The organism is Steroidobacter agaridevorans (assembly GCF_009932555.1).
Classification (GTDB): domain Bacteria; phylum Pseudomonadota; class Gammaproteobacteria; order Steroidobacterales; family Steroidobacteraceae; genus Steroidobacter; species Steroidobacter agaridevorans.
Map to the genome: position 1 here is coordinate 196,885 of NZ_BLJO01000005.1, position 24,876 is coordinate 221,760.

At 62.4% G+C, this 24,876-nt stretch carries 23 protein-coding genes; 7 read left to right on the top strand and 16 right to left on the bottom strand.

From position 1 onward, the window contains the following. Positions 1-41 precede the first annotated feature (41 nt). Genes GYH35_RS18965 through GYH35_RS18975 form a run of 3 tightly spaced genes read right to left on the bottom strand, consistent with a single transcriptional unit; the run spans position 42 to position 3,420 of the window. Positions 42-1,169, bottom strand: a complete 1,128-nt coding sequence (locus GYH35_RS18965; protein ID WP_161812958.1) for a PilT/PilU family type 4a pilus ATPase — start codon at positions 1,167-1,169, stop codon at positions 42-44. A 14-nt stretch (positions 1,170-1,183) separates the two neighbouring features. Next, positions 1,184-2,347: a PilT/PilU family type 4a pilus ATPase gene (locus GYH35_RS18970; RefSeq protein WP_129642170.1), complete on the bottom strand. Its 1,164-nt coding sequence runs from the start codon at positions 2,345-2,347 to the stop codon at positions 1,184-1,186. Between the two features lie 32 nt (positions 2,348-2,379). Beyond that, the gene (locus GYH35_RS18975) at positions 2,380-3,420 is read right to left on the bottom strand and encodes a type IV pilus twitching motility protein PilT (RefSeq protein ID WP_129642169.1); all 1,041 of its coding nucleotides are present in this window, start codon (positions 3,418-3,420) and stop codon (positions 2,380-2,382) included. A 99-nt stretch (positions 3,421-3,519) separates the two neighbouring features. On the opposite strand from GYH35_RS18975, the gene GYH35_RS18980 reads away from it, so the two are divergent. The 5 genes from GYH35_RS18980 (at position 3,520) to GYH35_RS19000 (ending at position 6,860) form a co-directional block, all read left to right on the top strand. Further along, positions 3,520-4,257 (top strand): YggS family pyridoxal phosphate-dependent enzyme, encoded by a 738-nt coding sequence (locus GYH35_RS18980; RefSeq protein WP_161812956.1) that lies wholly within the window; start codon positions 3,520-3,522, stop codon positions 4,255-4,257. 71 nt (positions 4,258-4,328) lie between these two features. Further along, positions 4,329-5,150 carry a pyrroline-5-carboxylate reductase gene (gene proC, locus GYH35_RS18985; RefSeq protein WP_161812955.1) on the top strand — a complete coding sequence of 274 codons (822 nt, stop codon included), beginning with the start codon at positions 4,329-4,331 and terminating at the stop codon, positions 5,148-5,150. 6 nt (positions 5,151-5,156) lie between these two features. After that, positions 5,157-5,690, top strand: a complete 534-nt coding sequence (locus GYH35_RS18990) for a YggT family protein (protein WP_161812954.1) — start codon at positions 5,157-5,159, stop codon at positions 5,688-5,690. Positions 5,691-5,720: 30 nt separating this feature from the next. After that, the gene (locus GYH35_RS18995) at positions 5,721-6,269 is read left to right on the top strand and encodes a DUF4426 domain-containing protein (protein WP_161829232.1); all 549 of its coding nucleotides are present in this window, start codon (positions 5,721-5,723) and stop codon (positions 6,267-6,269) included. A gap of 279 nt (positions 6,270-6,548) precedes the next feature. Then, on the top strand, positions 6,549-6,860 hold the full coding sequence (locus tag GYH35_RS19000; RefSeq protein ID WP_129642164.1) for an HU family DNA-binding protein: 312 nt from the start codon (positions 6,549-6,551) through the stop codon (positions 6,858-6,860). Positions 6,861-6,926: 66 nt separating this feature from the next. Here the strand turns inward: GYH35_RS19000 and GYH35_RS19005 are convergent, their stop codons facing one another. Both GYH35_RS19005 and GYH35_RS19010 read right to left on the bottom strand, forming a co-directional pair. Further along, positions 6,927-7,379, bottom strand: a complete 453-nt coding sequence (locus GYH35_RS19005; protein WP_161812952.1) for a tellurite resistance TerB family protein — start codon at positions 7,377-7,379, stop codon at positions 6,927-6,929. Between the two features lie 25 nt (positions 7,380-7,404). Beyond that, positions 7,405-8,064: an alpha/beta hydrolase gene (locus GYH35_RS19010; protein WP_161812951.1), complete on the bottom strand. Its 660-nt coding sequence runs from the start codon at positions 8,062-8,064 to the stop codon at positions 7,405-7,407. A 128-nt stretch (positions 8,065-8,192) separates the two neighbouring features. Here GYH35_RS19010 and GYH35_RS19015 point away from each other — a divergent pair, with 128 nt between their 5' ends. Next, positions 8,193-8,840 (top strand): YbhB/YbcL family Raf kinase inhibitor-like protein, encoded by a 648-nt coding sequence (locus GYH35_RS19015; RefSeq protein WP_161829233.1) that lies wholly within the window; start codon positions 8,193-8,195, stop codon positions 8,838-8,840. A 3-nt stretch (positions 8,841-8,843) separates the two neighbouring features. Here the strand turns inward: GYH35_RS19015 and GYH35_RS19020 are convergent, their stop codons facing one another. The 3 genes from GYH35_RS19020 to GYH35_RS19030 form a co-directional block, all read right to left on the bottom strand. Further along, complete coding sequence (locus GYH35_RS19020; protein ID WP_161829234.1) at positions 8,844-9,350, bottom strand: FKBP-type peptidyl-prolyl cis-trans isomerase; 507 nt, start codon at positions 9,348-9,350, stop codon at positions 8,844-8,846. A 44-nt stretch (positions 9,351-9,394) separates the two neighbouring features. Further along, complete coding sequence (gene htpG, locus GYH35_RS19025) at positions 9,395-11,350, bottom strand: molecular chaperone HtpG (RefSeq protein ID WP_161829235.1); 1,956 nt, start codon at positions 11,348-11,350, stop codon at positions 9,395-9,397. A gap of 193 nt (positions 11,351-11,543) precedes the next feature. Next, positions 11,544-11,774 carry a hypothetical protein gene (locus tag GYH35_RS19030; protein WP_161812947.1) on the bottom strand — a complete coding sequence of 77 codons (231 nt, stop codon included), beginning with the start codon at positions 11,772-11,774 and terminating at the stop codon, positions 11,544-11,546. 182 nt (positions 11,775-11,956) lie between these two features. Between GYH35_RS19030 and GYH35_RS19035 the strand changes: the two genes are divergently transcribed. Next, the gene (locus GYH35_RS19035; protein ID WP_161829236.1) at positions 11,957-12,925 is read left to right on the top strand and encodes a nucleotide-binding protein; all 969 of its coding nucleotides are present in this window, start codon (positions 11,957-11,959) and stop codon (positions 12,923-12,925) included. A 23-nt stretch (positions 12,926-12,948) separates the two neighbouring features. Here the strand turns inward: GYH35_RS19035 and GYH35_RS19040 are convergent, their stop codons facing one another. From GYH35_RS19040 to GYH35_RS19075, 8 genes are all read right to left on the bottom strand, one after another. Continuing rightward, positions 12,949-13,221, bottom strand: a complete 273-nt coding sequence (locus GYH35_RS19040) for a hypothetical protein (RefSeq protein ID WP_161812945.1) — start codon at positions 13,219-13,221, stop codon at positions 12,949-12,951. A 266-nt stretch (positions 13,222-13,487) separates the two neighbouring features. Beyond that, positions 13,488-14,189, bottom strand: a complete 702-nt coding sequence (locus GYH35_RS19045) for a DUF6901 family protein (protein ID WP_161812944.1) — start codon at positions 14,187-14,189, stop codon at positions 13,488-13,490. Then, positions 14,186-15,610, bottom strand: a complete 1,425-nt coding sequence (gene ppnN, locus GYH35_RS19050) for a nucleotide 5'-monophosphate nucleosidase PpnN (RefSeq protein ID WP_161812943.1) — start codon at positions 15,608-15,610, stop codon at positions 14,186-14,188. Before ppnN ends, GYH35_RS19045 begins: the two co-directional genes overlap by 4 nt. Positions 15,611-15,623: 13 nt before the next feature. Continuing rightward, positions 15,624-16,094 (bottom strand): L,D-transpeptidase family protein, encoded by a 471-nt coding sequence (locus tag GYH35_RS19055; RefSeq protein WP_202624414.1) that lies wholly within the window; start codon positions 16,092-16,094, stop codon positions 15,624-15,626. A gap of 221 nt (positions 16,095-16,315) precedes the next feature. Beyond that, entirely contained in the window at positions 16,316-16,699 is a 384-nt protein-coding gene (locus tag GYH35_RS19060) for a hypothetical protein (protein ID WP_161829238.1), read from the bottom strand. Next, complete coding sequence (locus GYH35_RS19065) at positions 16,696-18,882, bottom strand: LysM peptidoglycan-binding domain-containing protein (protein WP_161829239.1); 2,187 nt, start codon at positions 18,880-18,882, stop codon at positions 16,696-16,698. Before GYH35_RS19065 ends, GYH35_RS19060 begins: the two co-directional genes overlap by 4 nt. A 369-nt stretch (positions 18,883-19,251) precedes the next feature. Beyond that, on the bottom strand, positions 19,252-21,213 hold the full coding sequence (locus GYH35_RS19070; RefSeq protein WP_161829240.1) for a cadherin repeat domain-containing protein: 1,962 nt from the start codon (positions 21,211-21,213) through the stop codon (positions 19,252-19,254). A gap of 157 nt (positions 21,214-21,370) precedes the next feature. Then, positions 21,371-24,556 carry a TonB-dependent receptor gene (locus GYH35_RS19075; protein ID WP_161829241.1) on the bottom strand — a complete coding sequence of 1,062 codons (3,186 nt, stop codon included), beginning with the start codon at positions 24,554-24,556 and terminating at the stop codon, positions 21,371-21,373. Positions 24,557-24,876: the final 320 nt, after the last annotated feature.

Sequence of the window (24,876 nt, forward strand, 5' to 3'; positions counted from 1 at the left end):
GGCGCGCGGAACAGTAACGGGCCAAGGCTGAGCGCGCTCGCTCAGCCGAAGTTGATCTTCGCTTCCAGGTTGGTGCGCGAGTCCGCGTAGGCCAGCGCATCTTCCATCGTGATGCGGCCTTGCTTGTACAACTCGTACAGCGCCGTATCGAAGTGCTGCATGCCCTTCTCCGAGCTGGTGCGCAGAGCTTCCTTCGCACCGAGCACGTCGCCTTTCTTGATCAGCTCCTGGACGTGCGGCGTGTTGATCAGCAACTCCACCGCGGCGACGCGGCGCTTGTTCTTACCCGGCACCAGACGCTGCGCGATGATCGCGCGAAGGTACTGCGAGAGGTCGAGGAAGATCTGCGTGTGCTGATCCAGCGGGAACATGTTGATGATGCGGTCGAGCGTTTCCGCCGCATTGTTCGCGTGCAAGGTCGCGAGCACCAGGTGGCCGGTACCCGCAAGCATGATCGCCGACTCCATCGTCTCGCGATCGCGAATCTCACCGATCAGCAGCACGTCAGGCGCGGCGCGCATGGCGCTGCGAAGAGCGCGTGCGTAGGACTTGGTGTCCAGGCCGACTTCGCGCTGGTTGATGATCGACTTCTTGTTCGAGTGCAAGAACTCGATCGGATCCTCGATCGTGATGATGTGGTCCGAAGAGCTCTCGTTGCGATAGTTGATCATCGACGCGAGCGTGGTCGACTTGCCCGAGCCGGTCGCGCCGACCATGAGCAGCAGGCCGCGCTTCATCATCATCAGATCTTTCAGGATCTCCGGCAGGCCGAGATCGTCGATGCGCGGCATGTCGGCAGTGATGTAACGAAGCACCATCGCGGGATTGCCGCGTTGATGGAACACGTTCACGCGGAAGCGGCCGAGGCCGGGCTCGGAAATCGCGAAGTCGATTTCGAGCTCGTCGTTGAACGCGTCGATCTGTTCCTGGGTCATCAAGCCATACGCGGCCTGGCGCACCACTTCCGGCGTCAGCATCTGCTTGTTGACCGGAAAGATCTGGCCTTCGATCTTGATCTTGATGGGCGCGTAGGAGGTGAAGAACAAGTCGGAGGCGCGCTTGTCCACCATCAGCTTGAACAACGGCTTGGTGTTGAGAACGACTGTGCGGTCCTCACCGGTGTTCTCGGCACTAGCTTCGCTATTGATCGTTTCGCCGTCAGCAGCCATGTTCTGGAATCCAACTATCTACCAATGACGCCTTCGGACTCTTCATCCATGATCCGCAGGCTGTCGCCGCCCTCGTCGGGCAGCTTCGCTTCGCGCTTGCTCTCGAGCTTGATGCGCAGGCGCACTTCGTTCTTCGAGTCCGCGTTACGCAGCGCGTCTTCGTAGGAGATCATGCCGCTTTCGTACAGGTCGTACAGCGACTGGTCGAAGGTCTTCATACCCAGCCGGTTCGACTTGCCCATCACGTCCTTGATCTGCGCGACTTCGCCCTTGAAGATCAGGTCCGCGATCAGCGGCGAGTTCAGCATGATCTCCATCGCGGCGATGCGGCCCGTGCCGGTCTCGCGCGGAATCAGGCGCTGCGAAATCAGCGCTCGAATATTCAAAGACAGATCCATCAGCAACTGTTCCCGGCGCTCTTCCGGGAAAAAGTTGATGATGCGGTCCAGCGCCTGGTTGGCGCTGTTGGCGTGCAGCGTAGCGAGCACCAGGTGGCCGGTTTCGGCGAACTGAATGCCGTATTCCATCGTGTCGCGGTCACGGATTTCGCCGATCAGGATCACGTCCGGCGCCTGGCGCAGCGTGTTCTTGAGCGCCACGTGCCAGTTCTCGCAGTCGACGCCGACTTCGCGGTGAGTAATGACGCACCCCTTGTGGTTGTGCACGTACTCCACCGGATCTTCGATGGTGATGATGTGGCCGCGGGTCTTTTCGTTGCGGTAGTTCAACATCGCGGCCAGCGACGTGGACTTACCCGAGCCGGTGCCGCCGACCAGGATCACCAGGCCGCGCTTGCTCATCACGACATCGCGCAGGATGAGCGGCAGCTGCATTTCTTCCAGCGTCGGGATCTTGGCATTGATGGTTCGCACCACGCAGCCGATCTGGCCCTGCTGCACGAACGCGCTGACACGGAAGCGGCCGATGCCGGCCGGCGCGATCGCGAAGTTACATTCCTTGGAGGCGTCGAAGTCGCGCGTCTGCTTGTCGTTCATGATGGAACGGACCAGCACCGCGGCCTGCTCCGGCGTCAGCACCCGCTCGGACTGCGGACGGATCTCGCCGTCGACTTTGATGGCGGGCGGGAAGCCCGCGGTGATGAACAGGTCCGAGCCCTTGCGGTCGACGACACGCTTGAGCAGGTCCTGCATCAGCTTGATAGCTTGTTCGCGTTCCATTTCGCAACCTCAACTGTCAGCGCACGGGCGCTTTAGAACGCGTCCTTGTTTTGAGCGCGGAAGCGCGCTTCTTCCTTCGTCACTACGCCCTTCTGCAGCAGTTCGGCCAGGCACTGGTCGAGCGTCTGCATGCCGTCTTTCTGGCCGGTTTGAATCGCCGAGTACATCTGCGCGATCTTGCCTTCGCGGATCAGGTTACGGATCGCCGGCGTGCCGATCATGATCTCGTGCGCGGCCACTCGGCCGCCGCCGATGCGCTTGAGCAACGACTGTGAGATCGCGGCGCGCAGCGACTCGGACAACATGGTTCGCACCATTTCTTTTTCAGCCGCGGGGAACACGTCGACGATACGGTCGATGGTCTTGGCCGCCGAGCTGGTGTGCAACGTGCCGAACACCAAGTGGCCGGTTTCCGCCGCGGTCAACGCCAGGCGGATCGTTTCCAGGTCGCGCATTTCGCCGACCAGCACTACGTCGGGATCTTCACGCAACGCCGAGCGCAAGGCTTCGGAGAAGCCGAGCGTGTCACGATGCACTTCGCGCTGGTTGACCAGCGAGCGTTTGCTCTCGTGCACGAACTCGATGGGATCTTCGATCGTGATGATGTGATCGGGCTTATTGTCGTTGACGTAGTTGACCATCGCGGCCAGCGTCGTCGACTTGCCCGACCCCGTCGGCCCCGTCACCAGCACCAGGCCGCGCGGCTGCATGGCGAGATCCTTGAAGATCTTCGGCGCATTCAAGTCGTCGAGCGACATGATCAGCGAGGGAATGGTCCGGAACACCGCGGCCGCGCCACGGCTTTGATTGAATGCGTTGACGCGGAAGCGCGCCAGCTTGGGAATCTCGAAGGAAAAGTCCGTCTCGTAGAACTCTTCATAAGCCTTGCGCTGCTTGTCATTCATAATGTCGTACACCATGCTGTGTACTTCCTTATGAGAGAGCGCCGGCATGTTGACGCGCTTCATGTCGCCGTCGACACGGATCATCGGCGGCACACCGGCCGACAGATGCAGATCCGAGGCGTTGTTTTTGACGGCGAAAGCCAACAGCTGCGCGATATCGACAGGCATGAATCTTCCTTCCAATCCGCTTCGCCCGCCGGGATAGGTCAGGGTGCGGACGCAAAAGATGAGCGTGCGGCAGTATAACGGAGCGGTATCGGGCTCAATATGTTAACCGGTCCGCAGATTTCGGCTGACACAGTGACAGACAGCGCATCTCGAAACCTGGCGAATAGCTGGTCGCAGACCCGGCAACGCATTGCCACAGCGGCGTCGCAGTGGGGCAGACTGTGCGATTCCGTCGGATTGGTCGCAATCAGTAAGGGCCACCCGGCCAGCGCGATCCGCGCCGTGGCGGCCCTGGGCCAGCGCGACTTTGGCGAGAATTACCTGCAGGAGGCGCTGCCCAAGCTGCAGGAATTGCAGGATCTGGAGCTCACCTGGCACTACACCGGCCAGCTCCAGGGCAACAAGACCCGGCCGGTCGCGGAGCATTTCCATTGGGTCCACACCCTGGACCGGCAGCGCATCGCCCTGCGTCTGAATGAGCAGCGGCCGCACTACGCCCCGCCGCTCAATATATGTGTGCAAGTCAGCCTGGCGCCCGAGCCCGGCAAAGGCGGCGTGCCGCCGGAAGAAGTATTGTCCCTGGCACAGAGCGTGGCGGCGCTGCCCAAGCTCAAGCTGCGCGGGCTGATGTGCATTCCGCCGCCGCGCGATACGTTCGATGAACAGCGTGCGCTGTTCGAACAACTCGTCGCTTGTCAGCGTCAGCTGCTGGACGCGGGCCTCGCCGTCGATACTTTATCGATGGGCATGTCGGCCGATCTGGAAGCCGCCGTCGCGGCGGGGGCGACCTGGGTCAGAATTGGCACCGCGATCTTTGGCGTGCGAACTCCCAAGTAGACGCAACGGTTAAGCGACAACAGTCCGCATAGACTTCCACGGATTCATCTAGACAAATAAGTATCCGACTCATGAAACAACGCATCGCATTCATCGGCGGCGGCAATATGGGGCGCAGCCTGATCGGGGGCTTGATCGCCAAGGGCGCCGATCCGTCGCAGCTCGTGGTCGCCGATCCCTACGCACCGACGCTGCAAGCTCTGCAAGCTCAGTACAACGTACAGACCGTCAGCAACAATGCCGACGCCGTGCGCGATGCGAACGTGGTGCTGCTCGCCGTCAAGCCGCAGGAATTGCGTAATGTGGTCAGCTCGTTGCAGGAGCAGATTCTGCGCACCCGTCCGCTGCTGATTTCGATAGCGGCCGGCATTCTCGCGACCGACATCCAGCGCTGGGCCGGCGGCCTGCCGGTCGTGCGCTGCATGCCGAATCGCCCAGCCATGCAAGGCTGCGGCGTCACCGCGCTGTACGCGAATGAATTGGTGACCGAAGCGAACCGCGCACTCGCGGAGCAGATCCTCGGTGCGGTCGGCGCGACGCTGTGGGTCGAACGCGAAACCGACATGGATACGGTGACCGCGATTTCCGGCAGCGGCCCGGCCTATTTCTTCCTGCTGATCGAGATGCTGGAAGCGGCCGGCCAGTCGCTCGGCCTGTCGCCGGACGTGGCGCGCAAGCTCGCGGTCGAGACGGCGTACGGCTCCGGATTCATGGCGCACGAGTCAAGCGACTCGCCCGCAACTTTGCGCCAGCAGGTCACGTCCAAGGGTGGAACCACCGAAGCGGCGCTCAAGCATCTGGAAGCGAACAATGTCCGTGCTATCTTTTCGCAGGCCGTAGCCGCCGCCGCGCAACGCTCGGCGCAATTGGCCAAAGAACTGGGCAGCACCTAACGACACATGGAATCCATCAGATTCATCATCGGCACCTTGCTCCAGGTGCTGCTGGTCACGGTTTTCTTATTGCGCGTGTTACTGCCGCTGGCCCGCGCCGAGACCCGCAATCAGCTGTCACAAGCAGTGATCCGGATGACCAATCCTCTGGTCCTGCCGCTGCGTAAAGTGCTGCCGCCGATCGGCAAGGTCGACACTGCGTCCATCGTCGCGTTGATCATCGTGCAGGCGGCGGCGGTCGCATTGATGTGGTTGCTGGGCGGTTACCCGGGGATTTTCACCCCCAGCCAGTTCATCACGGTCGTGCTCCTGACGCTGATCAGGACCATCATCAACTTCTACATCTTCGCGCTGTTCCTTTACGTCATCCTGAGCTGGATCGCTCCCGGCACCAACAGTCCCGGCGCGGCGCTGATCGATACGCTGTGCGAGCCGCTGCTGCGTCCGGTGCGCCGGCTGATTCCGCCGCTCGGCGGGTTCGATCTTTCGGCGTTGTTCGTCATCATCGGTCTACAGGCGCTAAACATCGCGATCACCTGACAAAGCGATCGGTGCTATAAACAGTTCTCCATGCCCTTTTGGAGAACATCGGTGCTCAATAACACACGCAAGCACACCGCCGTTCGCACGTTCCGGAATTCGCCGCTCGGCCCGCTGCTCGCCTTGCTCGCGGCCACCTTGCTGGTCGGTTGCACGGAGCAGCCCGAGCAACGCGCCATGCCGGCGCAGGCGCTGGACGAAACCTTCAAGGACTTCGGAAATTACGAGGTGCATTTCAACGCGCTTCGCACCGACGAGCTGACTCCCGAGGTGGCGCGCGCCTATGGCATTCAGCGCAGCGCCAACCGAGTCATGCTCAACGTAACGGTGTTGCGCAAGGAAGCCGAGCATGCGCCGCGCAAGCCGGTGGAAGCCACCGTGGCGGTGGACGCCTACAACTTGAACGGTCAGTTGAAGGACATCGAGATGCGCCGTGTTTCCGAAGGAGAAGCGATCTACTCCATCGGCGAGGTCACGATCGCCGGCACCGAAATCCTGGTGTTCGACATCAACGTCACACCGCAGGGCGAATCGTCGCCGTTCAACGTGAAGTTGAAGCGTGAATTCGTCTCGGATTAGCTCGGCAAAAGTCGCGCCTTTTGCCGGGCGCATCGAAAGGGCCTTGGCCGCTTTCGATCAGGGAAGTAGTCCGAAAGTCGCATTCGTCCGACGACTTTGGCCTCAACGAACGGTTCGTCGCTGTGAGGGAGTGCGCGCGAGCCTGAAAAAATAGGCGAAAAAACCGGTCCGCTGCTTATTTCCCGGCAAATCTTGTGCTATTTTCCGCGCGTCTTGCGATTGCCCGCGACCGATCCATTTCAAGACGGCGCGATTTGTCACTTACTCAGGAGACTACAAATGGCAAAAAAGAATGCTGCGCCGACCAAGTCGGAGATCCTTGCGCAGATTTCCAAAGACACGGGTCTTGCCAAGAAGCAAGTGTCCGATGTGTTTGAGTCGTTGAGCGGCGTAGTGAAGAAGAGCCTGAAGGGTTCGGGACTGTTCACCCTGCCGGGCCTGCTGAAGATGAAGGTTGTGAAGAAGCCTGCCACCAAGGCTCGCGAAGGCGTCAACCCGTTCACGGGCGAGAAGATGACCTTCAAGGCGAAGCCCGCCAGCAAGAAAGTGCGCATCGCTGCACTGAAGAGCCTGAAGGAAATGGTGAACTAAGAGTTCACTGCTTCCGATGCTTTTCGCGGCGCCGGCTCCGTCCGGCGCCGCTCCCGCCCCGACGCCTCAACGATCCACGACCACTTTCAGCTTCAGGCGCACCCGGTCGCGATCGGAAATATGCAGTAACCCTGCGATCCGCTGGACCAACTGCTCCTCGTGCTTGTCGATCCGGCCGTCGGCATGACTGACCCGCCAGAGCATTTCGACGATCTGCAGCTTGTCCGCCTCAGGCAATTCCCGATTCAACCGATGCGTGAATTCATGCAGCGAGACCGCTTTGTCGGCGCGCTTCGTGGCATTGATCATGAGCACATCGAGCGCTTCGTCGGTCAGCTCGAACCGTTTCTGCAACAGATGACGGATGGCCTGCACCTCGGCATCGCTCTCGGAAAAATCAGCGCGCGCCAGCTCCAGCAGCAGCGCCGCCGTCGCCAGCTCGAACGGCTCGCGATCTTCCAGCACGCCGCGCGGCACGGGATCTTCGCCAAAAATCTTTTTCAATTGACCCAGTAACATGCGTACTCCGTAAGTCCGGCGCGGCTCAGCGGCCCAGATGCGCCAGCTCGATCAACCATTGCACCACGACCTGGCGCAATTCGTTCAAGCGGCCGTGGAAGAAGTGTTCCACGCCGTTCAGCACCGCCAGGCGGGGCGACTCCGGCAATGCTTGCGCCCATTGTTGGATATCGTTCGGGTCGACCAGTTCATCCCGATCGCCTTGCACGATCAGCCAGGGACATTGCGGTAACGAGCCATCGTCGACGCTGACTCTGCGAATCGCCGGCGCTACCGTCACCAATCTCGCCACGTCGCGTGCCGCGGCGGCACGAATCGCGACCGCGCCACCGAATGAAAATCCACCGAGCCACAAGCGTGCACCAGGCCAGCGCTGCGCGGCCCAATCGAGCACGGCGATCGCGTCGTCGGTTTCACCCTTGCCTTCGTCGTAGTTGCCCGTGCTCTTGCCCACGCCGCGATAGTTGAACCGCACCGATGGCGCACCGGCTTCATTGAACGCTCGGGCAATCGAATACACCACTTTGTTGGTCATGGTGCCGCCGTACTGCGGATGCGGATGACAGATCACCGCAACCGACTCGGGCGCGGCAATCGTGGCGGGTACATCGAGCAATGCTTCCAGCGTTCCGGCCGGGCCGGGGATGGTCAGCGTCTGTGAGGCGGTCGGGGCGGTTGCAGTCATTCTTCCAGGGTACCATTCATGGCCGGGGCGCCGGCGCCGAAGCTCGACCGGGCGAAGTTTTCGCACCGGCTGACGGAACATCGACTGCCGTCGTTCAATTCTTTCTGATCCGACCTTGCGAGACTGTCATGAAGCTTACTTCCTCCAGCTTCCAGCACGATCAGCCCATCCCGGAGAAATTCGCGTTCGGCGCGCCGGATCCTGTGCTGCACATCCGCCTTACCGACAATCACAATCCGCAGTTGCAGTGGGCCGATGCGCCCGCGCAGACACGCAGTTTCGCCTTGATCTGCGTCGATCCGGATGTGCCGACGAAACCGGACGATGTGAACCAGGAAGGCCGCAGCGTGCCGGCGAGCCTGCCGCGCACCGATTTTTATCACTGGGTGATGGTCGATATCCCGGCGCAGACCGCCGAAATCAAGGCCGGCGAAAGCTCCAAGGGCATCGTTGCCGGCGGCAAGAAAGAGCTCGGCGGGCCCGCCGGTTCACGCCAGGGCGTGAACGATTACACGGCGTGGTTCGCGGGCGATGCCGACATGAAAGGCACGTACAAAGGTTATGACGGCCCGTGCCCGCCGTGGAACGACGAGATCGTGCATCACTACAACTTCACGGTGTACGCGCTCGATTGCGCGAAGGCGCCGGTGGATGGCGATTTCACGGGGCCGCAGGTGTTGCAGGCGATTCGCCCGCACATCCTTGCGCAGGCGACGCTGACCGGCACTTACTCGAACAATCCGAAATTCAACAAGCCGAAGCCGTTGGATAAATAACGGTTACGGCGCCGGCGGTGGCGGTGGGTCTTCGATTGCCAGCAACTCGACGTCGAACAACAAGGTCGCGTTCGGCGGAATCTGTCCGCCACCCGCGCCCGTTGCACCGTAACCGAGATCGGAAGGAATGATCAGCTGACGCTGACCGCCGGGCTGCATGCCCTGCACGCCCTCCTCCCAACCTTTGATCACTTTGCCCTGGCCGATCACGAAACGAAACGGCCGGCCGCTGTCGCGCGAGCTGTCGAACTGCTTGCCCTTGCGCTCGGGCGCGCTGGGGTCGTACAGCCAGCCGGTGTAATGCACGACCGCCTGCTGTCCGGAAGAAATCCCCTCACCGGCTCCCTTGACGATATCGATCTTCCGCAGCTCGGTGACTGGCGCCGCGGTCGGCGGAGGATTCTCCACCGGCCGGCGGGCCGTACTCGGGGCATCGTTACCGCACGCCGCCACGAGCAGAGCCGCGGCGACGCCAGCCAGAACCAACGACGATGAACGCGTGTGCTTCATTCTGACGATCCAGTTTTTATCGAAGCGCCAATAGTGCCCGCGAATCAGGCGGTCTTCATCAGTAGCCGGTTCAAGCGCTGCACGAACGCGGCGGGCTCGGGCAGCTGACCGCCATCCGCCAGCGTCGCCTGCTCGAACAACAGCATCGACAGATCGTTGAACTCCGCATCCTCGGCGGTCTTCTCGATCCGTTGCAGCAACGGATGATTCGGGTTCACTTCCAGCGTCGGCTTGCTGACCGGCGCCTTCTGTCCCGCCGCTTCCATGATCCGGCGCATCTGCGCACCCATGTCGTACTGACCGAGCACCAGACACGCGGGCGAATCGGCCAGGCGAACGGTCACGCGCACATCGCTGACCTGATCGGTGAGCGCCTTCTTCATGCGCTCGACCAGATCGGTGTGGCCCTTCGAAAGCTCTTCCTGCGCTTTCTTTTCCTCGTCCGACTGAATGGCCGCGAAATCCAGCTCGCCGCGCGCCACGTTCTTCAGCTGCTTGCCATCGAACTCGCGCAGGTGATCGACCAGCCATTCATCGACGCGATCCGACAACAGCAACACTTCGATGCCCTTCTTCCGCAGCACTTCCAGATGCGGGCTCGACTTCGCGGCGCCGAAGTTGTCGGCGATGACGTAATAGATCTCCTTCTGACCTTCCTTCATGCGACCGACGTAGTCCTCGAGCGACACGTCCGCTTCCGGCTTGTCGGCCAGCGTGCTGGAGAAACGCAGCAGCTTGGCGATGCGTTCGCGGTTGGCGTGATCCTCGGCCGGACCTTCCTTCATCACCGTGCCGAATTCCTTCCAGAACGTCGCGTACTTCTCCGGCTCGTCCTTCGCCATCTTGGCCAGCATGTCGAGCACGCGCCGTGCGAGACCGGTCTTCATGGTCTCGATCGCCGGATCGTGCTGGAGCATTTCGCGAGAAATGTTGAGCGGCAGATCGGCCGAATCGACCACGCCTTTGACGAAGCGCAGATACAGCGGCAGGAACTGCTCGGCGTCATCCATGATGAACACGCGACGCACGTACAGCTTCAGACCGCGAGCGCCTTCGCGATGCCACAGGTCGTAAGGCGCGCGCGACGGGATGTACAGCAGGCTCGTGTATTCCTTCTTGCCTTCGACCTTGCCGTGCGACCACGCGAGCGGATCGGTGAAGTCGTGCGTGACGTGACGATAGAACTCTTTGTATTCCTCGTCCTTCAACTCGGTGCGCGGCCGCGCCCAAAGCGCTTGCGCCGCGTTGACGGTTTCGAATTCCGGCTTCGCGTCTTCCGGCTTGACCTCGGCAACGACCGAATCGTCCTTCTTCTCTTCATCCTCGCCCTTGTAGGGCGCGGGCTTGGGCATGCGCACGGGGAACGCGATGTGGTCGGAATACTTCCGCACCAGGGAACGAATGCGATATTGATCGGCGAACTCGTGATCGCCTTCCTTCAAGTGCAGCACGATGCGCGTGCCGCGCTCCGGCAACTCGATGTCCGACACGGTGAATTCACCGTCGGCGGCCGACGTCCAATGCACGCCAGCGCCCGCCTCGAGCCCGGCACGGCGCGAGAACACTTCCACTTTCTCGGCGACGATGAACGATGAATAGAAGCCGACGCCGAACTGGCCGATCAGCTGCGCGTCCTTCTTCTGATCGCCGGTGAGCTTGGCGAGGAAGTCGGAGGTGCCGGACTTGGCGATGGTGCCGAGGTGCTCGATGGCTTCCTGGCGGCTCATGCCGATGCCGTTGTCGACGATGGTGATGGTGTGCGCTTTGTCGTCGGCGTCGATGGTGATGGTCAGCTCACCGCCGCCTTCCAGCAGCTCGGGCTTGGCGAGCGCCTCGAAGCGCAGCTTGTCGAGCGCGTCGGAGGCGTTGGAGATCAGCTCGCGGAGAAAGATTTCCTTGTGGCTGTACAGCGAATGGATCATCAGCTTCAGCAGCTGCTTCACCTCGGCCTGAAAGCCCAGCGTCTGGGTCTGGGTCTCGTGCGTGCCCGTGTCGTTCATTGAGTGCTCTCCATAAGTTCGCGTCGCGCCCAGCCGCCTGTCGGAATGGCGTGGCTGAACGGTGAAAGGCCGGTCCGGGAGACCGACCATGATAGAGGGACGCGGGGGCTTATGGGGACCCGGGCTACGGATTCAAGAGCCGGGGTCCGGGCATTCTCCCCGATATATTTTTCGGGGAGTTACGTAGCGGGTGTCAGTCGTTATTAGCCAGTTCTGCGCGGCGCCGACGCCAATAGTCATAGAGCGAGGCCGACAGCATCAGGCCGATGGCGGCCAGCGTCGCCTGGGGCGCCAGCATCAGCGCGAATCCGGTGAGCGCGAACAGAGCGAAAGCCAGCAGGAAACCGAGAATTTTCGGCGCCAGGTGCCGGGTGGCACACAGGGCGTCGTCAAGGTTGTCCCACCACAGCAGCAGGAATTCCATAGGGGTCCTCAAAGTTGATGGCGACGACTCTAGCGGCGGCCAGTTGGGGTCGGTGTGAGCCGACTCACAGCAACGGCAACCACGGCCGGTGATGATCGTCACAACTCTGAGCTTGCGGCGTTGCCAAACGCTGCGTAGGCTGATTCACGACAGAAAGTGACTCTATTTGACAGTCGGCGAGCATGCAAAAGATCGTCGTATTGAATCCCAAAGGTGGCTCCGGCAAGACCACGATAGCGACCAACCTGGCCAGCTATTTCGCGGTCGAGCAGCTGCGCCCGACGCTCATGGACATGGACGCCCAGGGCTCGAGCACGCACTGGCTCAGCAAGCGCACCCCGGAGCAACCGCTGATCAGCGGCATTGCCGCTTACGAGCGTAATACCGGATTGACCCGCAGTTTCGCCACCCGTCTGCCGCTGGATACACAGCGTCTGGTGGTGGATACGCCTGCGGCCGTCGAGCCTCAGAAACTCCCCGACATCACCCGCAATGCCACTGCCGTGCTGGTGCCGGTGCTGCCGTCGGACATCGACATTCACGCCGCGGCTAAATGCATATCCAATCTGCTGCTGATTGCCAAGCTGCGTCGTGACGAGCAGCGCATCGCGGTGATCGCCAATCGGGTGAAAAAGCAGACGCTGATCTACAAGTCGCTGATGAAGTTTCTGGAGAACCTGCAGATTCCGGTGATCGCGACGCTGCGCGACTCGCAGGCTTATATCCGTTCGGCCGAGACCGGCTTGGGCGTATTCGAGATGAAGCCGAATGGAGTGCGCGAAGACCTGGAGCAATGGCTGCCGCTGGTGGGCTGGCTCGCGCAACGCAAGCCGCTACCCATCGAGCCCGGCACACCGGCGATTACGTCGGCGCCGACTACGGCGCCAAAAACCGCGACCACTTCGCTCGAATCTCTCGTGACACCGACACCGCCTGCGAAGCCGGTGCTGGCTCAAGCACTCGCCGCTCCACCCGCTCGATTCAATCCCGCTGCTGAATCCGCGAAGCCGCCGCAGGTGAGTCCGGACGCGGTCGTGAACGCGCTCGCGAGTCCAGCCAGCGCGCTGACTCCTCGGGGCTCCAGCGGCACGAACAAGATCGAGCGCTCCGAGTCGTTGCTGCCGTCACTGCTTCGCCGCGTCTTCGGCTGAAGCAGCTCCGCTCGAAAGCGGAGTTACTTGCCGCTCTTCGTATCCTTGTCCCAACTGCTCTTCACCTTGTCAGTCCAGCTCTTGTAGTTGGACCAGGTGTGCAGCGAGCGCGTGATCGCGGCATGACGCGAGTTGCTCGCGGCCGTCGGCGCACGGTCGAGCCAGTTGGCTCGCTGCGGCTCACGCGGCGGAGTGCCCGTGCCGGCGCGAACGATCGCACCCGCGCTCTCGCCCGCCCAGGCGCGATGCCGGCCCGTGGCGGTCATCTCATCGATCTTGGTTTCGGTGGTGGTCATGTGTGATCTCCTGTTGTGAGCGAAGTTACGGAGCACACACCACACACAAGAGGAACTACATCACAGCGATGAAGCGACGTCTCCAGAGTGCGACAGCCATCGCAAGGGCGGCGCCTCACACGTCACAAAGCGCGCTGCATTTAACCGGCCGTTATGCATTATTGGAGCGATTGCACCGCGTCGCGCGCAACACACATCGATGCACGCATGCGTTCATCGGCGAGAGTGGAAAAAGTTCCGACACTCGCGGCTAAGTAACAAATGTTTTATTTCGCTGCGAGCAACGCAGCGAAGGCCGGTTTGATCTCGTCAAGGATGTCGTGGATCGCGGCAGGCACGAGACTGCTGAACACATCGAGCAGCACCACTGCATTCACGATCGCATCCTGTCGGCTCGCCGCGCGCAGACGCGTCGCCATGCCGCGATTCACCGAGTGCACGCCGCGATACACGCGTTCGAGATCGTTGAGCACGAAATCCGCCGATGCACCTTCGCGCGCAGCGTAGTGCTGAGCGAGCAGATACATCGATGCAACTCGATACGCCGTTTCGGATTCGCTGGAGAACGGCAGATGGAAGCGCGCCATCGGGCGAAACACCGCGGTGCGCGGGCAACCGCTCGATGCCATGATCAAGCCCATCAGCGAAGCGAGTGCTTGCTGTGCGGCCAAGGTCGCTGTGACCTGGCGCTCTTCGCTCTCCACCGTCACTTTCACCTTGTCGTAGGAAACGATGTCGGTGAAGCCATCGATCACGCCGGCGAGCTGCAAAGCCGCGGGACAATGCGGCGTCTCGGCGGCATTGAACGGACAGCCGGTGCACTGATTGAAGCCCAGCGCCGTCCACGCCGGCGGCTGCGGCACATTCGGCGGACTGAGCTCCGCCGTGTCGCGATCCATCTCCAGCTCGAAAGCGCGTTCCTGGGAATCGGGGAAGGTGAAGCGATAGGTAAGTGTGACCTTGCTCATGCGACCAGCCGATAGCAGGGCTTGTATTCGCCCGCGAGCTTCATGCGTTTTTGCCGCACGAACGCCGACAGCAGCTCATCGAGCAGCGTCATCACTTCCTTGTCACCGTGCAGTTCGAAGGGGCCGCGCTCTTCGATGGCGTGAATGCCGTTCTCCTTCACGTTGCCGGCGACGATGCCGGAGAACGCGCGGCGCAGATTGGCGGCCATCACGTGCGAGGGCAGATCCCGCCGCAATTCCAGGCGCGCCATGGCCTCGTGCGTGGGCTCGAACGGACGCTGGAAATCCTCGGGGATCTTCAGCAGCCAGTTGTAGTTGTAGGCATCGCTCTTGGTGCGTCGATATTCGCGCACGGACTCGATGCCCTTGTACGCCTCGCGCGCCGCCTGCGGCGGATCGCCAATGATGATCTTGTAACGGCTGCGCGCAGCTTCGCCCAAGGTCGCACCGATGAAGCGATCGATCTGACCGAAATATTCGGCGGCCGACGGCGGCCCGGTGAAAATCACCGGCACCGGCTGATCGGCATTGGCCGGATCGAGCAGGATGCCGAGCAGATACAGAATTTCCTCGGCGGTGCCGGCGCCGCCCGGGAACACGATGATGGCGTGCGCGCAGCGGACGAACGCTTCGAGACGCTTCTCGATGTCCGGCATGATCACCAGCTGATTGACGATCGGATTCGGCGGCTCGGCGGCGATGATGCCGGGCTCGGTCATGCCGATATAACGCCCCTCGCGAATGCGCTGCTTGGAGTGGCCGATGGTGGCGCCCTTCATCGGGCCCTTCATCGCGCCCGGCCCGCAGCCCGTGCAAACGCTGAGCGCGCGCAGGCCGAGCTCGTAGCCGACCCGCTTGGTGTAGTCGTACTCCACCGAGCTGATCGAATGGCCGCCCCAGCAGACCACCAGGTCGGGCCGGCCTTTGTAGTCGAGGATCCGCGCGTTGCGCAGGATGTGATAGACCGCGTTGGTGATGCTGGCCGAATCGGTCAGATCGAAGCGCTGGCTGCCGAGAATCGCATCGTGGATGTAGACGATGTCGCGCAGCACCGCGAACAGATGTTCCTTGATGCCGCGGATCATCGAGCCGTCGACGAACGCGCTCGCCGGCGCATTCTTCACTTCCAGCTTGATGCCCCAGGCCTGGCGGCCGAGCCGGATCTCGAAGTCCTTGTAGCGATCGAAGATGGCGCGCACGTCGTCGGACTCGAGGCCCGAGCTGAGCACCGCCAGCGCACAGCGGCGGAACAGATCGTAAACGCCGCCCTGCCCCGAGCTGAGCAGCTGCTGCACTTCACGCTGCGATAGATTTTCCAGGCTGCCTAGCGGCGAGACTCTGGCGTCGACCACTCCTTCGGGTTCAGCCTGGGTTACCGAAACCGAGGCCGAGGCGCGTCCATCGGTGGACGGCGCCTTCATCTTGAACTCTCTTTCACGGCAAGATCTCTATGGGCGTGTCGGGCGGCGTCATCAACCAGATTTCCACCATGTCCGAATTGGACACGGCGATGCAGCCCTCGGTCCAGTCGACATTCGCGTAGTAGTCGCGGGACTTCTTCGGAGTGTTCGGCTGGCCATGAATCATGATCGCACCACCCGGACGCAGGCCCTGCTTGCGCGCACGCTTCACGTCCTGCTCGTTCGGATAGTCGACCTGGATGGAAAGGAAATATTCGCTGTTCGGGTTCCGGCGCGTCAGGCGATAGGAGCCCTCGGGCGTGCGGAAGTCGCCTTCGAACTGCTTGTGGCCCTCGGGGCGCAGCCCGAGCGCGATCTTGAACGTCCTGAGCGCCGCGCCGTTGCTCATCAGGAAGAGCTTGCGCTCGGCCTTGCGCACGATGATCTTGTCCGCCAGCGGCAGCGCCGCTTCGACGCTGGAGGAGACCAGGGCCGAGGACTGCAATGGCGTTTCCGCCCGCAGCGGGGCGGTGGCGAAGAGAATCAATGAAGCGATGACTGGGACGGCAATGTTTCGCGGCATAAGGGTGACGACGGTCAACGCTGACGGAGTATAGCGTGCTTGCGAGTTATGTCGGCTCGCCGGTGAGCCGATTGAGGGCTGTAGGGCATCCTCCATGTGTATCTTGGCGACACGGGGCGGAAAAACCGTGATTTGGATCGCATTCAGTCCTGGGATTCCAGCGTCACACCGGTGCATTCACGCAGTGCCGGCCCGGTCTCGGCGCGTAACCGGTATTTACGACCGCCGTACACCTCCACATCGAGCGAATGGCGCGAGCCGCCCTTGGTCTCGGCAATCCGGCAGTCCACCAGCAAATTGTGCTTGCCTTCCAGGACATCGACCGAGGTCTGCGTGACGCCGATGTCGTGACCGTCGACCTGCCGCAGGATCACGGTAACCGGCGAACCGGCGGTGACCACCGGATCGCCCGTGATGCGGGCAACTTCGTCCCGATCTCGTTTCGGTCCGTCATACAGCTGCACGCTCATGCAGCCGCCGGCCAGCAGCGCGGCAATCGCCAGCAGACTCAGTTCGATGGACTTCAAGCCGAGGGCTCCGCAACACCTGTGGCTTCGACCAGCGGAATCACCAAACGTGCGCCAGGCTGCAACGCGCCGAGGTCCAGGTCCGGGTTGTACTGGCGCAGCAGCCAGATCGGAATGTTGTAGCGCTGCTGAGCCAGCACCCACACCGATTCGCCGCGCTTGATGACGTGCTCGCGCGTTCCCTGGATGCGGAACTCCGTGAAGAACGCTTCCTGCAGAGCGCGGTGATATTCCACGCGGCGCGCTTCGAACTGGTCGGGCGTGACCTTGGAGAAGTCCAGCTTCACTTTGCGGCCGATCACCACCGGCGTCGCCATCGAGATGCGGTTCAGCTGGCGCAGCTGGCTGGCGCGCACGTCCAGCCACTCGGCGTAGTGACCGAGCGTCTCGGCCGCCTGCACGATGACCGTGTTGTTGTCCTTGACGCCGTAATCGCTGGGATCGGCCGAGGCCGCCGTCTGCGTGCCGGGCACCAGCGCGGGGCCGATTTCTTCGGCTTCGCGCTCCGACACCGGCTCGACCGCTTCAGCCTCGGCCGGCGGCTCGCTGACGGCGGCGATCGTCGCCACCGGCACTTCAGCTTCCACTGGCGGCTTGGCGCGCGCCGAGGCCACCAATGCGAGCACCTGGCCTTCGTAGATGAACTGGCGATTGCGGATGCTGTTCATTTCCATCAGCTGGTCTTCGGTCAAACCATGCTTCTTCGCGATCTTGCCGAGCGTGTCGCCACGACGGACCACATAGCTCTCCGCGCCGACCACACCGGTCGGAGGCGTCGGCTTGGCGGCCGGCAGCGCGGGCGGCGGTGTTTCTTTCGGCGCCTGCGCGACCGTGGCGGCCGGGCGAGTACCCCTCGACGGCAACTCCAATACCTGACCAATGCGCAGCCGATACGGGCGGTTCAAATCGTTCAACTCGGCCAACTGCTGCTGGCTCACACCGTACTGGCTCGCAATGGCCGACAGCGTCTCGCCGCTCTCCACTCGATGCTGAGATTCGGCCAGCGCGACTTCGACAGCCTCGGCTGCGCCGCCCGTATTCAGCTTGGCCATCACCGTCGACAGATCGATATGCGAGGGCACGCGGAACTCATAGCCGCGCGGCACATTGCGAGCGCCCTTCCAGACCGAGTTCAGCAACGCCGGATTCAGGCGGCGCAGTTCTTCGCGTTCCAGGTCGAGCACGGTCGCGATGCGGCTGGCCGGAATCGATAGCGGCAACTTCATCACCAGGCTGCTGTCCGCAGCGTTGCGACGGATGCCGGGGAAGTACTTCTCCGGGTTCTGATCGATTTCCAGCGCCGCCAGGAACGCCAGATAGAAGTTGCGCGAAGCAAAGCCGAACGAACGGCTGTTGTACTTGCGCACGATGGTGGTGATGTCGCTGGTGCCGAGCTGCTCCTGAGCGCGCTTCATGCCGCCAGGACCGTGGTTATAAGCGGTCAGCGCGAGCGGCCAGCTGCCGAGAATGATGTAGTTCTGTTCGAGGAAGCGCGCGGCCGCCTCGGTGGAACGGTAGGGATCGAGGCGCTCGTCGACCGTTGCGTCGATGCGCAGGAAGCGGCGGCCGGTGCTGCGCATGAACTGCCACATGCCGGCGGCGCCGACTTTGGAATAAGCGTAAGTGTTGAACGAAGACTCGACGTGCGGCAGCGAGGCCAGCTCGCGCGGCAAGCCCATTTTCTGGAACGTATCGGCGATGTGCTCGCGCCACGCGCCCGAGCGCACCAGGCCTTCGCGGAAGCGGTCCGCCTGACCCAACTGGAAGCGCACTTCTTCGGAAGCCTGCTCGAAACGTGAACGGCGCGTGTTCTTCGGCCACAGCGCCTGAACGCGCAACTCTTCCTCACTCAGGTCGTCGGCGCCGCTCGCCAGACGATCCAGGATGCGCGAGTACTTCTTCTTGGCGTCCTCGATGCGCTTGGTGCGAGTTTTCGGCGCAATGTCCGAGGGAAACTCGAGCACTTCATAAACGACGCTCAGGTCTTCCGGGTCGTGCAGCAGACCGCCTGCGGTCGTGACCTCGGTGTAAATGCGGCGCCAGAACGCGATGTCCGGTTCCAGCTCTGCCGGGCGCACGAAATGCTCGCTCTGGCTGGCGCTGGCGCGGGCCGGCATGGCCAGCGCGAGCGCCAGCGATGTCAGCAACAACAGGAGGGTGAGGCGATACGAGGTCGTCTTCATGAAACTTAAGGCAACGGGAAGCTTGGCGGCAAGACTATGTAAAACCTTGGCGCTTGCACAGCGGTGCAGTTCGCAAATTGCGACAGGTAGGGCCCTAAGCCTTTCCCTGATTTAACAACGACCGATCGGACTCCCTGTCACGACGGTCGTGCTCCGAGGAAAAAGCGTCGTTTTTCCTCGGAGCCGCCACTTGCGTGGCGTGGTCACATCCATGTGCCCAGTTGCCCATTCGTCGCGGCGCGCCGGCCGGTTTTGCGACGCGCCGCGCCTGAATAAAAAAACGGCAGGAGAGTTGCGGCTCCTGCCGTTAAAGTCGTCGGCGGGTAACACCACCGGGGGTAAACGACAGCACCCCCGCCGACGTCTCGATCAGCGTTTCGGGCAGCCGCCTCCAATGGTGTCGCCATGCGCCAGATGCGCAGGCACCGCGTGCTTGTTCACATGCTGGCTGCGGCCCTTGTGACAGATCTGGATATCGCTCGGAATCTTGACGATCACTTCGGCCGCGTGGCTCGGCAGCTTGCCGTCGCCGGCCATTACCGTGAGCTGGTAAGCCTCCCGCTTGAAGTCGATGCGCTGGGGCTGCGCGATGCGAATGGTTCCGGTGTCCGCGTCGATCTCGAAGATGCCGACGCCGGCGCCGCCTTTGATCTGCCAGCTGCCAATCGTGTCGTTCTCATCGGCGTCCTTGCCGTGCACCGTGCCGACCGTGTTGAGCGGCGCTTCTCCGAGCCGAAATTTCTGATCGTTGGCAATGACCGGACGGCTGTCGTTCAGATAGCGGGCAGCGAACATCGCGAACGTCGGCCAGTTCGGCGTCGAGACGTGACCTTCGATCTGGCGCCGCCAGCCCACCGTGCCGTCGATGAACGCCACGTTGAATGGCGGCGTGCCGCCGATCGATTCACCCGGCCCCGAAGTGAACACGGTGCCCTCTGGAACGATCTGTCCTTTCCAGCCGAGCAGGTTCCACACCGGCGAGGCCAGCTGACCCGAAAGGAATGTGCCGCGCGGATCGGCCCATGCGTCGCCAAAGCCGGGAGGTGTATCCGTACCGTTGGTGACAAAGATGGCGCGCGGTGCGAGCAGCGATGTGGTCGAGTGCGCATCCACATCGAGCAACTCGAGCTTGCGTGGCATGAACTGCCCTTCGTGCAAGGCTCCGGCGTATTTCAGGATGTTGCCATTCACCCAGTGATATTCACCGGTGGAACTGGCCACGAATTCCAACGACTCGCCCCAATGACGGCGCGCCATCGCCGTTCCCAGCGCGCCCGCGTCACTGGGCCAGGCAACGACGACGCGCTCGTCGTACGCGGCCGTAACCAACGTCGCTTTGCCGTAGCGCGAGTGTCCCTGCACGGCGATCTTGTCGCCGTCGAAGTCCGCGTCGCGCTCCAGCGCGTCGATGAGTCGGCTGACACCCCAGCCCCACGCCACCAGCGCGCCAGGATCGTCCGGCTTGCGCCATTGGCCTTGCGTGACCAGACCGATGAGATAGCTGGACAGGTTGCCGGTGTTACCGTTGTCCGGCTGCACCTGGGTCGGCAAGTAATTGCAGACACCGATCCCATACGGCGCGGTGTATTGGAAACGATTCACGCCTTCGCCGTAAGTGATGACAGCGGGATATTTCTTGCCGGCCTCGGCCGGATAGCGGCAGGTCGCATTGACGACCGGCACGTTGCGCAGCTGCGGATAGCGCGATGTATCGACCGTCCCGGTGAAGGTTTTCTCTCGATAGGAATAGCCGACCCCGCCGACGACTTGCGTCCCCGTGGTGACGGCGCTCACCGCCCAACTCACTTCGATATTCGGATCGATGGGCTTGCCGTACAGCTGCTCCTGCACGAGCTTGAAGATTTCCGGCCGCCGCTTTTGCCACCAGTCCGTGGCCGTGGCGACTGCGTCGCCGTCCTTCATGCGTAACAGATCGATGTCGGAATAGCGCGGCGACGAAAAAGGGCCGTAGTCGCCGAAGCCGCTCATGGCGCCGCCCGCCTGGCCGGCGGAATCGTCATAGGTGTGCCACAAACCGAAGTTGGTGCGCACTACGGTGTGACCGAGCGCATCGGTCCAGTTGCCTTCGGGATTGGCGGGATTCGAGGGCCACGCGTTGCTGGGACGATTGGGATCTTGCAGACGCGGCGGCAAGACAGGAAACGAAATGCCGAGCTGGCACAACATGCGATCGCGATCCTGCGCCGACGTGACGGTCGCATCGGGCATCGCTGGCAACGCGCAGTTCTGCGCAGGTGAGATCAAAGGAAGAAGCAGGCCTCCCGCGAGCGCCCCGATGACGCTGCCGCGGGGGATGGAACTAACATTCATGTCGATCCCCCGAAGTTCTTCGCTTGTTTCGACTCGCCGCGGCCCGAGGATTGCCTCGGGCCGCGAACGAAGGTGCTCCGTGCGTGCTGGTCTCTCTAGCTAATTCCCGCGGGATGACCGCAGGCCGCGCTCCTTAGGTCGCGCAGCCTTTCCGGCCTCAAAACTTGCCGCGCAGGCCGACGATCACCGTGCGGCCAGCTTCATACTGCGTGAACGTGGCGTTCGGGAACTGGAAGTACTGACGCTGTTCCTCGTCGAACAGGTTGATCACGTCGACCGTGAGCTGCGGAATGAACTCGGACCAGCCGAACATCGTCGTGAAGTCGAAGCTGGACGAGAAGTCCCACTGCTCGTAGTCGTCGTTGAACAGCGCCGCGGTCGCGATGCCGTTCTGGTTCAGACCCGAAGCCTGCGAGCCCTGGCTGAACGTCGTCGACAGACGCGCGCTGATGCCGAAGTTCTCGTAGTAGATCGTCGCGTTGTAGGTTTCCGGCGCGACGCCGACCGCCACCGCCGGCACCTGGCCGTCGCCCTTCTGGTCGACGATCGTGTAGTTGGCCGTGAAGCCGAGGCCTTCGACCCCCAGATCCGCCAGCAGGAAGTCGAGCGGCTGCACCCAGTTGAGCTCGAGGCCGTTCACCGTGAGGCGACCGTCCGCGTTCACCTGCTGTTGCAACACCACCGTGGCCGCATCCGGGCCGCCGCGAGAATTGATGGCCTGCTGCTGCGTCGGAGTGAGGCTGTCGAACGTCACGCCGTAAAGCGCGAGCTCGCTGAACGGCACGGTCTTCGAGCCCAGCACCGTGAAGCCGTCGATGCCTTTGCGGAACGCGGTCGCGCCGACGTAACCTTCCTTGCCGGTGTAGATCTCGAAGCCCAGATCGATGTTGTCCGAAAGGAACGGCTTCAGATCGGGATTGCCCACCGTGCCGACGTCCGCCGACGGCGTGCTGAAGCCCAATCCCGGCAGCATGTCGTTCGGATTCGCGCGGGTCATGGAGCGCGAAGCTGCGGCACGAATCACCACGTTATCCGTAACGTTGAAGGCGACATTCGCCGACGGCAGCCAGTTCTCGTACGTGCGCTCGGTCTCGACGAAGTTCACCATGTTCGGATAGCGCGAACCGTCCGCAATCGAGGTGCCATCCGGCAGCGTGTTACGAGGATCGGCGATCGAGACGCGGCCACCGACGGTCTGATCGGTGCGAACCCAGCGCACGCCCACGTTGTAACGCAGCCGCTGGTCGCCGACATCAACGTCACCGTTGACCTCGGTGTAGAAGCCGGTGGACTGTTCGCGAATCAAGCCGCCACTGGCGCCGGTGTTGGACGAACTTGCTTCCGGGGAAGCTCCGTGGAACGCCGCGTACTGCGAGTCACGCGCGAAAGCATCCCAATCGGCAGTGACGAAGCCCGGGCCGGGCCGCAGATAGTTCACGAGCGACGACTGCGGAATCAATGAACCTTGATAGTTCAACGCCGGAGCGCCCACGGACGCGCCCGTGCCCAAGCCCGGATACGCCGGGTAACCCGCTGGCGCCGCGCCCGGTGCAACCGCGCCCAAGCAAGCCGGCTGACTGTTCGGCGTCTGCAGGAAAACGTTCGGATTGTTGCCGCAGACTGCGTTCTGCCAGGCCTGGCTGTTATCGAAGGCGCGAATCCGACGTTCCACGTCGTCATAGGCGCCGCCCAGACTGACGCTGAAATCGCTGTCGCCCCAAGTCAGGCTGGCGCGCGTGCCTTTCGTTTCGGTCTCGCGCTCTTCGTCCTGCATGTTGACGCGGCCGCCCGCCCAACCGAAGTTCGCCGGATTGTTCAGATCGAGCGAGCTGTCGATGGTCGGAATGCCGCCGTTATTGGTGTAGTTCACCGTCATGCCGGAGTTCGCCGGCGTGCTGACCAGGAAGGTCGGCGATTCGCGATGGAATTCGCTGTGCGTGTAATCGGCCTGCCAGTTCAGGCTCAGCTTGTCGGTGAGCTGCCATTCGAAGCCCGGATTGGCGCCGTAGAACTCGGTGTCTTCGATGAACGGCCGGTACTCGAGGAACGCCTGCGCATTCGCGAACGTGGCGCTGGTCACCACGCAGCCCTGCGCGCAGTTGACGCGGTCCACTTGCATGTTCAGCGGAATCATCGCCCCGTTGCGCCCGACCAGGTTCATGTCGATGCGCTCCAGGTCGTTTTCCTTCTTGCCGTACATCGTGTCGAGGTAGGCGTGGAAGGTATCGGTCGGGCGGAATTCGAACGCGGCCACGGCGTTGTAACGGTCGCGGTCGCCGGAGATCACCGCGGGACGGCCCAGGCGCGGAATGATGGCGTTGTCGATCTGCTCGAGGGTGAGGCCCGGGTTGTTGGCGAGCAGGAATTCCCGATTGATGACGTCGCCCGGCGTCAGGCCGTTGCCTGCATTGCTGGGCACGACGCCCGGAATCGTGAAATTGCCGCCGCCGGTGCCGTTACACCGATCGCCGGCGCCGGGTCTGCATTGCGCATTGGCCTCGGGCACGGGGTTGGTCGTGCTGGTGCTGGGCACGACCAGATTGGGATTGGTCCAGCCGATGGTTTCGAAGCCGGTGGTGTTCACTTTGTTGTGAACGCCGGCCACGCCGATCAGCGCGCCGAAGCTGCCCCAGGTGTTGCTGGCAACGATCGAGCCGCGGCCGCCCATCGAGTCGGCCTTGCTGTTGTCGATGCCTTGCATCGAATAAGCGATATGGCCGCCTTCGTTATCGAACGGACGCGCACTGCGCATGTTCACCGTACCGGCGGCGCCACCTTCCAGCATTGCGGCGGTGGGCGTCTTGCTCACGGTCAACTGCGAGAACAATTCGGTCGGAAACAGATCCAGATCGACTTCGCGGTTCGTGCTTTGCGCATCGGTGCGGCCGGTGGATGCGACGGCGACCGGGGCGCCATTCAGCAGCACTTTCGTGAAGTTCGTGCCGAGGCCGCGGATCGCGATGTTCAGGCCTTCGCCCGAAGTTTCGCGGGCGATGGTGATACCTGGAATGCGATTGAACGATTCGGCGATGTTGGAATCGGGAAACTTGCCGATGTCCTCGGCGAAGATGGCGTCGACGAAGCCGACCGCGTCCCGCTTGGCCGTGGTCGAGCTCTCCAGGCTCTGGCGATAGCCCGTGACCACCACTTCTTCGAGCGCGCTCTCATCGGCCGCCGGCGCGGCAGCCTCCTGAGCATGCGCGAACTGCGCCTGGCCCAGGGCAGCAGCGATACAGATGCTCAGAGCTTTACTGCGGGCGGCGCGCCCTGCGTCCAATTTGCGATTACTCACAATCCCCTCCCCATCACGAACGTTACGACATGCGCCGAATGGCGCAGGCATGGCATAGGGAGGGAGTCCGCAGCTTTGGCGGCAGAGACAACAAAGAGCCGAGGCAAAAGCATCGTTCTCTCCCCCTGACAACTCGATCTTTATCTGGGCCGGCCGCGCTTACGGCGCGGGGGCCCTGTCGCTTTCCAGCGAAGGCGATTTGATGATAGCGCTCACAATTCGACAAATGCAACCGTCCCTGGCGAGCGCTCCGTCACAAAGTCTTCAGGCCCCCTGGCGGAGCTGTTGTCGCGCCGACGCCATCCAGAAAATTCGTCTAAAAATCTCACCGCTGGCGAATGATGTCCGCGCGCCACAGTGCGCGACCGAGC